This is a genomic window from Roseovarius indicus, assembly GCF_008728195.1.
GTDB classification, from domain to species: Bacteria; Pseudomonadota; Alphaproteobacteria; order Rhodobacterales; family Rhodobacteraceae; genus Roseovarius; species Roseovarius indicus.
Genome location: NZ_CP031598.1, coordinates 2113748 through 2129483 on the forward strand (window position 1 = coordinate 2113748; position 15736 = coordinate 2129483).

Sequence of the window (15736 nt, forward strand, 5' to 3'; positions counted from 1 at the left end):
CAAGCAATTGTGCTTCCTGAGGCCGCGTTTTTGTGCTATAGTTTTGTGACATGTGAAGAACACCGCCTGATATCCATTCGCCCGAGCTGCCTTTGGGAATGGGTATTTCTGCGCCTATTGCATCGGCTCATCGGATGACCAGATCCCCTGGGGCGAGCCCTTTGCGCTGTCTGTGACGGTTTGCAAGATGAGGAAAGACTGAATGAGCAAATCCAAGAAATCCGAGTTCCGCGCTGACGATTACGTTGTGTATCCCGCGCATGGCGTGGGCCAGATCGTGTCGATCGAGAAGCAGGAGATCGCCGGGATCGAACTGGAACTGTTCGTGATTTCGTTCGAGAAGGACAAGATGACCCTGCGGGTGCCGACGAACAAGGCGGCCGAGATCGGCATGCGGAGCCTGTCGAGCCCGGACGTGGTGTCGAAGGCCATGAGCACGCTCAAGGGCAAGGCCCGGGTGAAGCGCGCGATGTGGTCGCGCCGCGCGCAGGAATACGAACAGAAGATCAACTCGGGCGACCTGATCGCGATTGCCGAGGTGGTGCGCGACCTGCACCGCACGGACGATCAGCGCGAGCAGAGCTATTCCGAGCGCCAGCTGTACGAAGCAGCCCTTGAGCGCCTGACCCGTGAAGTGGCCGCCGTGAGCGGTGGCGACGAGGTGCAGGCGGCCAAGAAGGTCGACGAAGTGCTGGTGTCGCGCGCCGCGTAAACGCCCGGCGAGACTGGAGAAATGTGGAAGGCCGTGCCCCTTGGGGCGCGGTCTTTGGCGTTTATGCGGGCTCGGCTCAGGCGACGAGGCTGAAGAGGATGGCGATCTCGGCCACCTGCTGGGTGGCGCCGAGGACGTCGCCGGTTTGCCCGCCGATCATCGAGCGGGCGAGGAACCCCATCGCAAGCGCTGCGGCGAGGGCCCATGCAATGGCGGGCAGGCCGCTCCAGCCGGTGAAGAGGATCGCGGCGGTGGCGCCGATGGCCAGCGCCAGCCAGGCGGTGCGCGACGGGACCGCGCCGACGCTGTGCGAGAGCCCGCCTTCGCGGGCATGGGGCAGGCGGGCCATCAGGAGCGGCATGGTGGCGCGGGAGAGCGCAGCGGCGACGAGGAGGGCCGCGGCGGCGGTGCCGCCGCCCATGTCGAAGAGCAGCGTCAGGGCCGCCCAGCGGGCCGCGACCGAGAGGATGAGCGCCAGCACGCCATAGGTGCCGATGCGGCTGTCTTTCATGATCTCGAGGCGGCGGTCGCGGGTCCAGCCGCCCCAGAACCCGTCGGCGGTGTCGGCAAGGCCGTCTTCGTGGATGGCGCCGGTGGCCATTGTCAGAAAACCCATCACGATCAGCGCCGTAAGCGGCGAAGGTAATCCGAACGCGTGGGCGATGACGCCCAGCAGGGCGGCCAGTGCGCCGAGGATGAGGCCGGCCAGCGGGAAGGCCCAGGCCGCGGCCGCGCCGCGGGCGGCGTCGCCCGGGGGAACCGGCAGGCGGGACAGCAGGCCCAGGGCCGTGAATATGTCTTCCGCGCTGACGAAGGGGGTTTCGTTTTTGTGCATGCCGGTGCCTCTTTTGGGGCTGTCTCGGAAAACGGGCTGCGGTAGAGGGAACGGGTACTGGAATAACGGGGTCAGGTATGCATCAGGAATTGAATTCGGTCGAGGCGTTTTCGCAGTATTTGCAGGACCTGCCCGAAGAGGATGCCGCCGCGCGGGCCGCTGCTCAGGAGCGGAACGGGCAGCTGACCAAGCCGCCGGGGGCGTTGGGCCGGCTCGAGGATCTGGCCGCGTGGTATTGCGCGTGGCGGGGGGATGCGAAGCCGGAGATTGCCAAGCCGCAAGTGATTGTCTTTGCCGGCAATCACGGGGTGACGGCGCAGGGGATCTCGGCCTTTCCGGCGGATGTGACCGTGCAGATGGTGGCGAATTTCGAGGCCGGGGGCGCGGCGATCAACCAGCTCGCCAAGGCGTTCGGCGCGAAGATGGATGTGCATGCGCTGGAGCTCGACCGGCCCACGGCCGATTTCACGCAAGGGCCCGCGATGGACGAGGCCGAGTTCCTGGCGGCGTTGAAGACCGGCTGGGAAGCTGTTGATCCGGAAGCGGATTTGCTGGTCGTGGGGGAGATGGGGATCGGCAATACCACCGCGGCGGCGGCGATGGCGTTGGCGCTGTTCGGTGGTGAGGCCGGTGACTGGACGGGCCGTGGCACGGGCGTCAGCGACGAGGCGTTGCAGCTGAAGGCCGAGGTCGTGGCGCGGGCCGTGGCAGCGAATGCGGGCTGCGGGACGGACGGGCTTGAGGTGCTGCGTTGCCTTGGCGGCCGGGAGATTGCCGCGATGGCCGGTGCGATGGTGCGGGCGCGGGTGCTGCGGATTCCGATGATCCTGGACGGGTTCATCTGCACGGCCGCCGGCGCCTGTCTGGAAGCGGCGCGGAAGGGTGCGCTGGACCATGCGGTTGCAGGCCATGTGAGCGCCGAGGCGGCGCATCCGGCGCTGCTGGCGCGGCTCGGGAAGGAGCCGCTGCTGGCGATGGGCATGCGGCTGGGCGAGGGCTCGGGCGCGGCGCTGGCGATGGGTGTGCTGAAGGGCGCGGTCGCCTGTCACTCGGGCATGGCGACCTTTGCCGAGGCGGGGGTGTCGGGGGGCTAGGCGCCCTCCTTGTCCTTGTCGGGCAGATCGTTGGCGGCCGATTCCTCCAACTGCGAGAGCAGCATGGTCTGGAGTTCCGACTCGAGCTCCTTGGCGCGGGAGATGTAGGCGGCGTTCTCGACCGTGGGCACTTCGGGGTTCCAGAGCGCGGCGAGTTCGCGGACGGAGTGGCGGTCGTGCTTGTAGAAGGTCTTTTCGAGCTCGGAGGCCTCGAATTCGGAAAGCCCCATGTTTTCAAGAACGTAGCGGCCGGCGCGCAGGGAGCTGTCGAACAGTTCGCGGACGATGTCATCGGCCCCCGCCTGGTAGAGGCGGAAGACGTGGGTGCGGTCGCGGGCGCGGGCGACGATGTGCAGGTCGGGGCGTTCGCGGCGGGCGAAAGCGACGAGGCGGGTGGTGGCCTCGGGGCTGTCGAGCGCGACGACGAGGACCTTGGCCTCTTTCAGGCCGGCAGCGTGCAGAAGCTCGGGGCGGGAGGGGTCGCCGAGGAAGCCCTTGATGCCGAAGCGGCGCATGCGCTGGATGGCCGAAAGGTCGTGGTCGAGCACCACGGTGTCGAAGCCGCTGGAGCGGACGAGGCGGTTGACCACCTGCCCGAAGCGGCCGATGCCGGCGATGATGACGGGGCCGCGAGCGTCGATCTCGTCGGGCTCCTGCGCTTCGCTGCTTTCGTCGATCCGGTGCGAGAGCCAGTCGTAGAGGATGAAGAGCAGCGGCGTGATCAGCATAGAGATGGCGACCACGAGCAGCAGCGTTTCGGTCATTGCCCGGGGGATGACGTTCTGCTGGCCGGAAAACGAGATCAGGACGAAGCCGAATTCCCCGGCCTGGGCCAGCGACAGGGTGAAGAGCCAGAGGTTGCGGCCGCGGAGTGAGAAGATCCGGCCGAGGATATAGAGGATTCCGCCCTTAAGTATGATTACTGCAAGGGATAGGCCAATAATGGTGAAGAAACTTCCGAACAAGATCGTAAAATTGATACCCGCGCCGACCGTGATGAAGAACAGGCCAAGCAGGAGGCCCTTGAACGGCTCGATATCGCTCTCCAGTTCGTGACGGAATTCGCTGGAGGCGAGGACGACGCCGGCGAGGAAGGCGCCAAGCGCGGGCGAAAGGCCGACGAGGTTCATCAGGAAGGCGATGCCGACGACGATCAGCAGCGCCAGCGCGGTCGACATCTCGCGCAGGCGGGCGTGGTGGATGTAGCGGAAGACCGGATGGGTGAGGTAGATGCCGGTGAGGATGATGGCCGCCACCGCGCCCAGCGTGACGAGGGTGACGCCCCAGCCCGGCAGGCTTTGAATGAAGGAGGCCGCCGCCTCGTGGGCGCCCTCGGCATGGGCCGGGGCGTCGCCCTCGCGGGCGCGCTTGATGGTTTCGCCCAAGATCATGTCGGGTGTCTTCGGCAGGGCCAGCAGGGGGATGAAGGCCAGCATCGGGATGACCGCGATGTCCTGCGTGAGCAGGACCGAGAAGGCCGAGCGGCCGCCGCCGGTCTGCATCAGCCCCTTTTCCGACAGGGTTTGCAGGACGATCGCGGTCGAGGAGAGGGCGAAGACGAGGCCGATGGCGAGCGCCACGCTCCAGTTGATGCCAAGGACCATGGTGCCGGCCATGACGGCGGCGGTGGTCAGGCCGATCTGCAGACCGCCGAGGCCGATGAGCCTGTGCCGCATGTCCCAGAGCGCCCGGGGTTCCAGCTCGAGCCCGATGAGGAAGAGCATCATGACGACGCCGAATTCGGCAAAGTGCTGTAATTCCTCGGTTTCATGCCCGGCGACGAAACCCAGCACGGGCCCGATGACGATGCCGGCGGCGAGATAGCCCAGCACCGACCCCAGCCCCAGCCGCGCGGCCAGCGGCACCGCGATGACGGCGGCGGCGAGGAAAATCGAGGCCTGGAACAGGAAGCCTTCCATTTGGCGTTAGGTCCTTCGTAACGTTCTTTGGGTCATAATGGCAGGGGCGCGTCGGGTTTGCACTGGTCCATTACGATCTGGCTTTGCACCTTTGCCACCGCCCCGTGAGGCAGGAGCACGTCGTGGATGAGCCGGTTGAGCGCGGGGAGGTCCTCGCAATAGACGCGGAGGAGGTAATCGGCATTGCCGGTGAGGGTCCAGGCGCTGACGACCTCGGATCGCGTGTCGAGCAGGCGGGTGAAGGAACGGGCCTGTTCGGGCCCGTGGCTGGTGAGTTCGACCTGCACGAAAGCCTGTATGGCGAGGCCGAGTTGAACAGGGTCGAGCTTGGCCGAGTAGCCGCGGATGAGGCCGCTGGTTTCCAGCCGCTGGCGGCGGCGGCCCGCCTGGCTGGGCGAAAGGCCCAGTTCGGCGCCGAGATCCTGCGCGGTGAGTTGCGCGTTCTTCTGGAGGGCCGAGAGCAGGCGGATATCGGTTTCATCAAGCATATGCGGATATTATGCGGCGTAGACGACAGTTTTGCAAATATGCCGCGGGAAATTGGCGAAAACCGGCCATGAATGCGCACATCCCGTATGCCGGATGCGGTAAATTTAGTCTGAACAGGAAAAACCGCGAAGGAGATGCGCTGATGGGACCTTTCCCGCATGACCGCCCGCAATCGAAGATCACCGACGAGAACCCCGCCGGCACGGACGGGTTCGAGTTCGTCGAGTTTGCGCATGCCGACCCGGAGGAGCTGCGGACGCTCTTTGCCTCGATGGGCTACGAGAAGGTGGCGCGGCACAAGGAGAAGGATATCGAGCTGTGGCAGCAGGGCGATATCACCTATGTGGTGAACGCGGAGCCCGGCAGCTTTGGTCAGAAATTCGTGGAGGAGCATGGCCCCTGTGCGCCCTCGATGGGCTGGCGCGTGGTGGATGCGCAGCACGCGTTCGAGCATGCCGTGGCGAAGGGGGCGGAACCTTACGAGGGCGGTGGCAAGGTGCTGGACGTGCCGACGATCTACGGGATCGGGGGCAGCCTGATCTATTTCATCGACCAATATCACGATACCTCGCCCTATAACGAGGAATATCAATGGCTTGAGGTGTCGAAGCCCAAGGGCGTGGGGTTCTATTACCTCGACCACCTGACGCATAACGTGTTCAAGGGGAACATGGACAAGTGGTTCCGGTTCTATGGCGACCTGTTCAATTTCAGGGAAATCCGGTTCTTCGATATCGAGGGCAAGTTCACCGGGCTGTACAGCCGCGCGCTGACCTCGCCCTGTGGGCGGATCCGGATACCGATCAACGAGGACCGGGGCGGGACCGGGCAGATCGTGTCGTATCTGAAGAAGTACAATGGCGAGGGGATCCAGCATATCGCGGTGGGGACCGAGGATATCTATGGCTCGACCGATGCGATCGCCGAAAGGGGTGTGAAGTTCATGCCGGGGCCGCCGGATACTTATTACGATCTGTCGAAGGAGCGGGTCACGGGCCATGAGGAGCCGATCGAGCGGATGAAGAAACACGGCATCCTGATCGACGGGGAAGGCGTGGTCGATGGCGGGGAGACGAAGATTTTGCTGCAGATCTTCTCGAAAACCGTGATCGGGCCGATCTTCTTCGAGTTCATCCAGCGGAAGGGCGATGACGGGTTCGGCGAGGGCAACTTCAAGGCGCTGTTCGAATCGATCGAGCAGGAGCAGATCGACAGCGGCGAGTTGAAGACCGGATGACAGGAGGGGCGGCGGGGCCGCCCTTGCCGTGCCCCGGGGTCAGCCCTGGGGCATTTTCAGAACGACGGAGCGGCCGCCCTTGACGTAGCGCAGCTCGCTCTCGCCGATGGCGGCGACCTGGCCGCCATCGAGGCGATCCCCCACCTGGACCTTGCGATAGCTGCCATTGGCCATGCGCACCAGCGCACGGCGGCCATTGGGTTTGCCGTAGACGCCGATCAGGTTCACCTTTCTGAGCGAAATCTGGTTCCGTTCGGTTGCCGCGCGGGCGACGGAGGTTGCTGTCGGGATGCTGACGGCGACGCGCTGTTCCTGGCTGACGGGTTCGGCCGCAGCCGCCTGCTGCGCCTGGGCGACGATGGAGGCAAAGCTGCTTGGCCGGGTGTTGGGCTTGAGCGAAACGGCAACGGCTTCTTCCGTGGCGGTGGCCAGCGGGTCATCGCTTTCCGCGTCGGTGCCGTTCTCCTCGGCCAGGGCCTCGATCGCCTCCTGCTGGGCGCTCTTGGGGCGCAGGCGGGGGCGGAAGCTGGCCAGTTCGGTGCGGGTGCGGCCGCCGAGGATCGAGCGCTCGCGGGTTTCCTGGAGGTCGCCGGGGCGGGCGCGCGGCCGGATCGTGGGATCCTCGGGCGCCGCGGCGGCGGGGCCGCCGACGATTTCGGGCGCCGCCCGCGGCGGCGTGTCCGGCGGGAGGATGGGCGGCGGGCCGGTGAAGATGGTTACGCCCTCGGGGGTTTCGGTGCCCTCGGGGGTGGCGGCGATGAAGCCGCGATCGTCAAGCTCGAACCGCGCGCCGGGCGGGGGCGGGTCGGAGGGGGTGTCGGGGCGCGCGCCGGGCGTCAGCTCTTCCGCCTCGGGGAGGGCCACCGCGTCGGAGAAATTCACGTCGGGGTCGAGGGTTGTCTGGTAGACGTCCTCGAGAGTGGTAACGCCCGGCGCCTGTGAAGGCTCGGGCGCCATTTGCCATATGCCGGTTGCTGCGTAGCGGGCGCGTGCCTCGTCGGGGGTGAGTTCCTCGGGGACGCGCTCAGGCAGCGGCGTGGGCGGGGGCTCTTCCATCACGTCGACCTGCGCGCCGGTGTCGGCGGCGTCTTCGACGGTGTCCTCTTCGGACAGTGCGGCGGTGTCGATTTCGGCGGGCTGGTCCTCGGCCTCGGGCTGATCGGTCAGGGCGGAGGAGACGGCCTCGTCGATGGCGGGGTCGGTGGCGGGCTGGGTTTCCTCGGCGGTCTGGATCTCGTCGTCGAAGCGGAAGAGGCCGGCGACGCCATCGTCGAGGAAAAGCGCGGCCCATGCGGCGACGCCGACAAGGAAGAGCAGCAGGGCCGCCGTGAGTATCAGCGCCATGTAGCGCGGCTTGTCGGGCTGGATGTTCTCGGTACGGCGGGCGCCGAAGATGGTCATCCGGTCCTTTTCGTCGAGGCTGGCCGCGGCGGCGGCTGGGCTCAGCGCTGGCTCGTCCGCGACCGGGTCGGGGGTGCGCCGTTTGGAGCGGCGGGGCTCGACGAGGTCGTCCGCGGGTTTCTTGCGGCGCGACAGGAAGCCGCCGATCCCGGATTTCCGTTCGCTGTCAGGCGCTTCCGGCGTGAGGGACGCGGGCGGCGGGCCGGTGTAGTCGTCCTCCGGCGGGCTGATTGGAAAGTCGGATTTGGGCTCGGGGGCCGGCACGGCGGCGAGCGCCTCGGGCGAGGGGCCCTTGGCCGGGGTCGGCTTTTTCGCCGCGGGGCTTTTTTGTGCAGGCGCATCGGGCGGGGGCGTGAACCGGGACCTGGGCAGATCGGAGGACCTGTCGCCGCCGCCGCGGGCGGCGCGAATCGAGGTGAAGGCGACAGGGGTGTCGGCCGGTTCTTCGGTCTTGTCGTCGGCCGGTTCCGGGTCGGCTTTCTTGGTGGCCGGTTCCGGGGCGGGCTTGTCGTCGGCGGGCTTGGGGGCGTCCTGCGGCTTGGCGTCTGCGGCCGGTTGCGGGTTGTCTTTCTTTTTCGGTTCCTGCGGGGCGTCGGCCTTCTTTGCGGCCGCGGCCGCGGCCTCGGCTTCGGTCTCGGCTTCGGGCTTCGATTCCGGCTTGGTCTTTGGCTCGGGCTTCGCTTCGGCCTTCGGTTTGGCTTCGGGTTTTGGCTCCTGCTTGGGGTCGGGCTCGACGGCCGGGCTTTCGGGAACCGGTTCGGGTTCGGGCAGGCGGGCGGCGCCGACGATGTGAATGACCTCGTTCTCGCGGTCGACCGATTCGTCGGGGCCGAGCAGCTTGCCGGCATAGGCGGTTTCGCCGAAGAACGGCTCGCCCGCGAAGGCCTCTTCGGCGGGCATGGCGACGAAGCAGAGCGGGTTCAGGGCATGTTCCTGGGCGAAGCTTTCGGCTTCGGCCAGGGTTTCGCGGGCGACGGCGGCCACATGCACGCGCCCGTCGCGCACCGACCAGTCGTAGGACAGCTCGCGCAGGGGGTATGGTGTGGCGCCGTCGAGCGCGTCGCGCACTTCGGCCTCGATCGTGTTGACGTCGCGGGCGGAGGTTTCGACCGTGAGATACTTGATCTGGTCGTCGGGCAGGACGAGCTTGGTGCGCAGGCCGGTCGGATCGAGCGAGCGCGCCTTGGATACCAGTTCTGCCAGATCGGCCGCCAGATCATCGGCGTTGAGCGCCACCTCGCCGACAAGATGCCAGCCTGCATGCGTGCGGTGCAGCAGGCTGATCCCGTCGAAGGAAAGTGTCAGCGCAAAATTCGGTTTCATTGGCAACGCTTTAGCACAAGGAGTTCACTCTCGTACATACTCTTTGAGACCACCGATTTTAGCGTAGCTTCGATCCGAGGGAAAGGGAAAGCCCCGCGCGGCATTCCGGGGAATATAAGGCGCGGGGCGTTCCTCTCCAACGGTGTCAGCTCGAGGCTTTTTTCAGGGCCTGGTCGAGATCGGCGATGATGTCGTCGGCATCCTCGATGCCGATGGAGATACGGACCACGTTGGGCGCGGCGCCCGCGGCTGTCTGTTGTTCGGGGGTGAGCTGGCGGTGGGTGGTCGAAGCCGAGTGGATCACCAGCGAGCGGGTGTCGCCCAGGTTGGCGACGTGGCTGAAGAGCTCGAGGTTGTCGACCAGCTTGACGCAGGCCTCGTAGCCGCCCTTGAGCGCGACGGTGAAGAGGCCGCCGGCGCCTTTCGGGCAGATTTTCGCCACCCGGTCATAGGAGGGCGAGGATTTGAGGCCGGCATAGGTGACGGCCTCGACCGCGTCGTGGTTTTCGAGCCAGCTTGCGACGGTTTCGGCGTTTTCCACGTGTTTCTGCATACGCAGCGACAGGGTTTCGATGCCCATCAGCGTGTAGTGGGCGGCCTGCGGGTTCAGCGTCATGCCGAGGTCGCGCAGGCCGATGGCGATGCCGTGGAAAGTGAAGGCCAAGGGGCCGAACGTCTCGTGGAACTTGAGGCCGTGATAGGCGGGCTCGGGCTCGGAGAGGGAGGGGAACTTGTCGGAGGCCGACCAGTCGAACGTGCCGCTGTCGACGACGCAGCCGCCGGTGACGGTGCCGTTGCCGGTGAGGAACTTGGTCATCGAGTGGACGACGAGGGTCGCGCCATGCTCGATGGGCCGGCAGAGGTAGGGCGTGGCCGAGGTGTTGTCGACGATGAGCGGCAGCCCCGCGTCGTCGGCGATTTTCGCCAGCGTGTCGATATCGGCGATGTGGCCGCCCGGGTTGGCGATGGATTCGCAGAAGATGGCGCGGGTGTCGTCGTCGATCGCGGCTTTCACGGCGTCGGTGTCGTCGATGTCGACGAACTTGGCCGACCAGCCGAAGCGCTTGATCGTCTGGGAGAATTGCGTGACCGAGCCGCCGTAGAGGCGGGTGGAGACGACGACGTTCCTGCCGGGGCTCATCAGCGGGAAGAGCGCCATGATCTGGGCCGCGTGGCCCGAGGAGCAGCAGACGGCGCCGGAGCCGCCCTCGAGTGTCGCGATGCGTTCCTGCAGGACGGCGACGGTGGGGTTGGTGAGGCGCGAGTAGATGTAGCCCACTTCCTGGAGGTTGAAGAGGGCGGCGGCATGTTCGGCGTCGCGGAAGACATAGGCCGTGGTCTGGTAGATCGGCGTCTGGCGCGCGCCGGTGGCCGGGTCGGGGCGCGAGCCGGCGTGGATTTGCAATGTGTCGAAACCGAATTCGTGAATTTTATCGGACATGTGGAGCCTCCCTGAATGCGTCGCACTCAGGGGTATGCCAAGTTCAGGATTGGAACAACAACGATGTTGGCGCGATCACTCTGTCGTCAGATCGGCGCCGGCGGGGGCGCGGCGGAATTCGTCGATATGGTTGGTGTTGCCGGCCTCGCGGATGGCGCCTGTGCAGGGCATCACGGGGCAGGGCACGTCTTCGCCGTTGACGCGCACGGTGCGGTGGCCGTTTTGGGCGCCCAGGAAGGCAAAGACCGGTTTGCGATCGGTAACGGTGTAGTAGTCGTCATCGACGCGCATTTCGAATCGACGGACTTCGGCGGGCTCGCTGCAGGCCGACAGGGTCGCGGCGCACAGGGCGGTGAAAAGAAAGGGCTTTGTAAAAGGCACGGTGCGGAATCCACTCATCTGTCTCGGACATGCACCGGAAGTGTACCATACAAATTGCCGATTTTGTTGCTGAAAGTGGCAAATACTGTTTCTGGCGCAGGGGCGTCAGGCCGGGCCGGCCCCCTTTCCGGAGACGCCGGCCGGGAGCTTATCGGTGTCGGAAGTGCCGGGCAGAGCGGTGACGGAGAAAGAGCCATCGCTTTCCAGCACGACGGCCTGTGCCTGCTCGGGGGCGGCGAGACCGGCGGAGCGGAGGACCGTGTCGAGCTCTGAGAGGGTGACACGCTCGCGCCGGAGGGCGTCGGGGCAGGTCTCGCCGCGGTAGACCAGAAGCTGCGGCTCGGAGCGGACCAGCCGGGCGAGGCGGGGCCAGCGGACGGAGGTGGCGGTGACCGCCCATTGCAGACCGATCAGCAGAAGAAGCGCCGTCAGGCCTTCGAAAAGCGTGACCGTCTTGGAGAGCAGGATGGTGGCGAGCGTGGAGCCGATGGCGACGGTGACGACGAGATCGAAGGCGTTGAGCTTGGCCAGGGTCCGCTTGCCGGAGATGCGCAGCATGGCGACAAGCGCGACGTAGGCCAGCGTGCCCACCAGCACCACGCGCAGGAGGTCGGACCAGCTTTCGAAGAACATGTTTTCGATTTGAACCATCGGTGGGTCAACCGGTGGCGGGCGGGGGAAGTTCCCGGTTCAGCGCATCCAGTAGCCGTTGCGGCGGATGGTGTTGCGGATCGCCTGTTCCTTGCGGGGGAGGTTGTCGCGGTCGAAGAGGGCGCGCGCCTTCTGGCCGCGGCCGTGGTAGATCATGAACTTGATCGGGTCGTATTTCTTGAGGACTTTCTTGACCGGGTTGGGCGAGGCGACCTGTTCCAGCACCTCGACCACGCGGTCGGATTCGCGGGCGTAGAGCAGGGGGAGCATCCGGTAATGGCAGGTGATGTCGCCGTCGAGCAGCCCCTCGGGGAGGGTGTCGCGGCCGCCGCCGAGGGAATGGATGGTGAGCGGCAGCGCGACCTGGTCGAGCCAGGGGTCGAGGGACTGGCAGACAAGCTCGGGCGGTGGATCGTCGCGGATGGCCAATGCGTAGTCGAGGAAGCGCTGGCCGAAGACGCGGGGGCATTTGTAGAAGAAGAAGCCCGCGTTGAAATAGAGGTAGCGGCGCCAGTATTCGTCGGGTTGCGAAGTGTCGAGCGAGCTTTCGAAGTCAAGGCCGAACTTGTCGTAGAGGGATTTCCACGTCTGGGTGTAGCCGGGGCCGTAGAGCTCGATTTCGGGCCAGGTGCCTTCGCGGCGGAGCGAGGCGGTGGGGCGGTCGAAGTCGAAGGGGACGGTGGCGAGGTCGCCGGTGACGAGCGTGTCGGTGTCGAAGAAGACGAAAGGTTCACCCTCGGGCAGGGCGAAGAGGGCTTCGATCTTGTTGCCGTAGGGGTAGGCCTCGCCGAAATGGTGCGACTCGAAGGGCAGGATTTCGGCGCCGAGGCGGTCGAGCAATTCGAGCGTGTCGTCGCCGCGGATCGTCGGGTCTTTCTCCCATAGCGGGCCGGGCCGGGGTTCGGCGACGATCAGGCGGCCGGGGAAATCGGGGGAGTTCATCTGCATCGAGGCGGCGAAGAGGATGGCCTCGTATTGCAGGCGGCCGCCCTGACCGACGATCACGACGTTGAAGGGTTGGTTTTCGCGCACCTTTGCGGCCATACTCTTGGTGGTCCTGCCTGTCTGCTCTGGCGTCACTATAGGTGGCGAAGGGCCGGGGCAGAAGGGGGCAGTTGAGGACATTTCATGATGGAAGGATTTGCGGGATGATCGACTGGATACTGGCGGGGATCGTGCTGGCGTTGGGCGGAGGTGGCGAGACGGACGTGGCAGGCGCAGGTATGACGGACCCGGCGGGGGAAAGCGCGGGCGGGGCGCCGACGGGTTTCGTCGCCGAGCCGCAGGTGCCGACGGGGCAGTTCACCACCGCCGTGGAGGTGAAGCCGATCCTGCAGGCGACGAAGGCGAACTGGGTCGCGGTGCGGGAATACGAGGGGCGGGATCTGCTTTACGTGACGCATCTGCTGAGCTGGCGCTGCGGGATGCACCAGGTGCGGTATGCGATCAATGACGGGCCGATGCAGGTCTGGCCGCTGCCGCCCTGCCTAGAGGGGACGGCGCAGCCCAATGCCATTCGCGCCGAGGACGGGCTCCCCTATCAGGTGTTCGGGCTGGGCAATGTCGGAAGCGTGACGGTGGAGATTCTCTTTGACGACCTGACCACCGACAGCGCACGGTTCGAGCGGGCGCAGGTGCTGATGCCGTGAGCCAGAAGAGATGAATGCCTCCGGCGGGGATATTTGGGGCCAGAAGAAACACGGGGTAGAGCCTGTGTTTCCGCTTAAGTTTCCGCGCGATCCGAATATATTGGGCGCGAGGATGTTTCAGACAGGGAGTTTTCGATGGCCGATTTGGATGCGCAGGTGCGCGAAAGCCAGGAACAGGTGGAGCAGGCGCAGGCCCGGATTGCCGAGCTGACCAGCCGGATCGAGACGGCACGCAGCAAGATCAAGGGCGGCGAGGATGCCACGCTCGACATCGAGAACGCCACGCTGGAAGAGGTGCACGCGCATACCGACACGATGAATGCCAATATCGCCGAGCTGATCATGGGGCTCGACGATGTGACCGCCGCGTTTTCGCGCGATTTCGACGAGATGCGCAACAAGACCGGCTGGGAGAGCTTCGTGGGCGTCTTTTCCAAGGCCAAGGCCGACAGCATGCGGCAGGACCGGATTCGCACGGCCAATATCGACGACAAGCTGCAGGACCTGATTTCGAAGTCGGACGTGATCGTGAACCTTCTGGAGGGCCAGCTGACCATGCTGGAAGAGCAGAAGGTGAAGGTGGAGACGAACCTTTCCGAAACGCTCGACGAGCGGGAGGCGACGGTGGGCGAGCTGGAGACGCTGCGCGCGGATATCCAGGCGCTGGACCCGGAGATCATCCGGCTGGAGCAGAAGATCGCCAACGAGACGGATGCCGCGGCGCGGACGAAGCTCGAGACCGAACTGGCGGAGATGAACGCGAAGTACAACGAGAAGGTGCAGCAGGAGCAGGTGAAGCTGGCCAAGAGCCAGACGCTGGAGCGCTATATCGAGAAGGGCAAGACCTGGGTCGACAGTTTGCAGAACCAGGCGGCGACGCAGATGGTGCTGATCAACAAGCTGCGGACGGACACCAAGCAGCGGGTGGTGCTGTACGATGCCTTGTCGAAGTCGCTGAAGACCGCGCAGCAGCAGGACGTGGCGCACCGGATCAACGAGATCGGCGTGCAGACCGACCAGGAGGCGCAGAGCGCCATGGCCGGGATCGGGGCCGCGACCAACCAGCGGATGGCCGACATGATGGAGCAGCACGAGGAGCACATGGTGTTCGCCCGCGAGGTGCTGGAAGCGAAGGCCAAGGCGGATGAGCGGTTCGCGCGGCGTTTCGCGAAGATCATCGAGAAGCACGACAAGAACCTGTATGGGGCTTAAGTGAGCGAAGGGAAGGCCATCAAGCTCGTGCTGCGGGTCGTGGTGCGTTACGGTTTGGTGGCCGGCTTCCTGGCCATCGCGATGTTGGCGGCCCGTCACCAGATCTACTGGCTTTGCATCGCGGGCGTGACCGGGGCGGGTGTCATGATCGCCTATATCATGGCCACCACAAGGGGCGGGGCGGTGACGCTCGACGCCTACAAGGATCAACAGATTACGGTAGATCGGAACAAGATTGATTGATGAACTGCCACAGAACGCGCGGAGCGCTACGGCCAACGACCATGTCGGGCTGACCGACCTTTACGCCTCGCGCCGGTATTTCGCCAAGTTCGAGCGGATCACCGGGTATCTGAACCGGGTGGCGGCGGTGATGCAGGCGGACAGCAAGTTCGACAAGGACGAGGTGGAGGTGCTGACCGCCTATGTGCAGGGCATCGCCTATACCTTCCGGGCGCTGAGCATGAAGTACCTGCTGGTGGGCCGCGATACGGGGCGGTTCTTCGGCTCGCTGGCGATGGATGTGCGCGAGAGCGGCTTTCCGGTCTTCAACGAGCTGATGGTGATGGCCAATGACGCCCACCAGGCTGGCCGGCACCTGCAGAACATGCCCGATGCCGACACGCTGAAGCGGCAGATGGTCGAGCAGATCATTGGCGAGCGGACAATACCCACGAAGCTGCAATTCGCTTTGTCTCAAAGGCTTTATTACGAAGAGCTCATGCGGGGGCACCTGTTCTGGGCGCAGAACGACCCCTCGCTTGTATGGCTCAGCGGCATGGGCGACCGGCGGCGCTACATGCTGCACTGGGCCGTCTACGACAGCCAGGTCAACCTGCCGACGATCTACCTGATGGAACTGGAGGATAGCGGGCGCACGCCGCTCGCCAAGGACGAGCGGCGCTGGCCTGAGGTGCAGGCGCATCTGATGGGGCAGGCGCTGGGCGGGCTGAAGCTTCTGACCATCGCGCGGGGCATCGACGAGGCGTTCGATGACATTCACCCCAAGCGACTGCGGCGGCTGCATGTGGGGCCGATGTATTCCCACGCCTATACCAGCCAGAGCGGGCCGATCCGGGATGTTCTGGCCGAGGCGCACGCGCCCGAGGGGCAGGACTGGGCGCTGGCCTGGACCGACGAGGTGCTGGAAAGCGAGCGGGTGCGCGAGGAGCGCGCAGGCTGGTTCGGGACGGTGGAGCGCGAGGTTTTCGCGCTCGACCCGTTCTCGGGCCGCGGAGTGGATACCGGGGCCACGCGGACGGAGCGGAGCATCATCCTGCCCGAGCGGCCCTACCAGGTGCTGGCCGAGAAAGCCCCGGCGGGGTTCGCGGCGGTGACGAAATACGTGGTGAGCCCCGGCGGCCGCGTTTTGCGATATTGAGCGGTGGAATT

General features: G+C 65.6%; 15 protein-coding genes. 7 read left to right on the plus strand and 8 right to left on the minus strand.

What is annotated here, in order from left to right; all coding sequences use genetic code 11:
* The first annotated feature begins 202 nt into the window (after positions 1-202).
* Complete coding sequence (locus RIdsm_RS09695) at positions 203-712, plus strand: CarD family transcriptional regulator (protein WP_057813666.1); 510 nt, start codon at positions 203-205, stop codon at positions 710-712.
* 76 nt (positions 713-788) lie between these two features.
* Here RIdsm_RS09695 and cobS read toward each other — a convergent pair whose 3' ends face one another.
* Positions 789-1547 (minus strand): adenosylcobinamide-GDP ribazoletransferase, encoded by a 759-nt coding sequence (gene cobS, locus RIdsm_RS09700; RefSeq protein ID WP_057813664.1) that lies wholly within the window; start codon positions 1545-1547, stop codon positions 789-791.
* 77 nt (positions 1548-1624) lie between these two features.
* Between cobS and cobT the strand changes: the two genes are divergently transcribed.
* A complete protein-coding gene (gene cobT, locus RIdsm_RS09705) occupies positions 1625-2641 on the plus strand; it encodes a nicotinate-nucleotide--dimethylbenzimidazole phosphoribosyltransferase (RefSeq protein ID WP_057813662.1) in 1017 nt (338 codons plus the stop codon).
* Here the strand turns inward: cobT and RIdsm_RS09710 are convergent.
* On the minus strand, positions 2638-4560 hold the full coding sequence (locus tag RIdsm_RS09710) for a monovalent cation:proton antiporter-2 (CPA2) family protein (protein WP_057813659.1): 1923 nt from the start codon (positions 4558-4560) through the stop codon (positions 2638-2640). The two genes, cobT and RIdsm_RS09710, sit on opposite strands and share 4 nt — an antisense overlap.
* Positions 4561-4592: 32 nt before the next feature.
* Positions 4593-5048, minus strand: coding sequence for an Lrp/AsnC family transcriptional regulator (locus RIdsm_RS09715; protein ID WP_057813657.1), 456 nt, complete (start codon positions 5046-5048; stop codon positions 4593-4595).
* 143 nt (positions 5049-5191) lie between these two features.
* On the opposite strand from RIdsm_RS09715, the gene hppD reads away from it, so the two are divergent.
* On the plus strand, positions 5192-6286 hold the full coding sequence (gene hppD, locus RIdsm_RS09720) for a 4-hydroxyphenylpyruvate dioxygenase (protein ID WP_057813655.1): 1095 nt from the start codon (positions 5192-5194) through the stop codon (positions 6284-6286).
* Between the two features lie 39 nt (positions 6287-6325).
* Here hppD and RIdsm_RS09725 read toward each other — a convergent pair whose 3' ends face one another.
* From RIdsm_RS09725 to RIdsm_RS09745, 5 genes are all read right to left on the minus strand, one after another.
* Positions 6326-9010 (minus strand): hypothetical protein, encoded by a 2685-nt coding sequence (locus RIdsm_RS09725; RefSeq protein ID WP_057813653.1) that lies wholly within the window; start codon positions 9008-9010, stop codon positions 6326-6328.
* 145 nt (positions 9011-9155) lie between these two features.
* Entirely contained in the window at positions 9156-10451 is a 1296-nt protein-coding gene (locus tag RIdsm_RS09730) for an O-acetylhomoserine aminocarboxypropyltransferase/cysteine synthase family protein (protein WP_057813651.1), read from the minus strand.
* A gap of 75 nt (positions 10452-10526) precedes the next feature.
* Complete coding sequence (locus tag RIdsm_RS09735; protein WP_057813649.1) at positions 10527-10850, minus strand: hypothetical protein; 324 nt, start codon at positions 10848-10850, stop codon at positions 10527-10529.
* Positions 10851-10937: 87 nt separating this feature from the next.
* Complete coding sequence (locus RIdsm_RS09740; protein ID WP_057813647.1) at positions 10938-11483, minus strand: DUF421 domain-containing protein; 546 nt, start codon at positions 11481-11483, stop codon at positions 10938-10940.
* Positions 11484-11522: 39 nt separating this feature from the next.
* Positions 11523-12527: a hypothetical protein gene (locus RIdsm_RS09745; protein ID WP_057813644.1), complete on the minus strand. Its 1005-nt coding sequence runs from the start codon at positions 12525-12527 to the stop codon at positions 11523-11525.
* 104 nt (positions 12528-12631) lie between these two features.
* On the opposite strand from RIdsm_RS09745, the gene RIdsm_RS09750 reads away from it, so the two are divergent.
* The 4 genes from RIdsm_RS09750 to RIdsm_RS09765 all read left to right on the plus strand — a co-directional run bounded on the left by RIdsm_RS09750 (position 12632) and on the right by RIdsm_RS09765 (position 15725).
* Entirely contained in the window at positions 12632-13132 is a 501-nt protein-coding gene (locus RIdsm_RS09750; protein WP_074940067.1) for a hypothetical protein, read from the plus strand.
* A gap of 135 nt (positions 13133-13267) precedes the next feature.
* A complete protein-coding gene (locus RIdsm_RS09755) occupies positions 13268-14344 on the plus strand; it encodes a coiled-coil domain-containing protein (protein WP_057813642.1) in 1077 nt (358 codons plus the stop codon).
* Positions 14345-14587 carry a hypothetical protein gene (locus tag RIdsm_RS09760; protein ID WP_057813640.1) on the plus strand — a complete coding sequence of 81 codons (243 nt, stop codon included), beginning with the start codon at positions 14345-14347 and terminating at the stop codon, positions 14585-14587.
* On the plus strand, positions 14580-15725 hold the full coding sequence (locus RIdsm_RS09765) for a hypothetical protein (RefSeq protein WP_236553183.1): 1146 nt from the start codon (positions 14580-14582) through the stop codon (positions 15723-15725). Before RIdsm_RS09760 ends, RIdsm_RS09765 begins: the two co-directional genes overlap by 8 nt.
* The last annotated feature ends 11 nt before the right edge of the window (positions 15726-15736 follow it).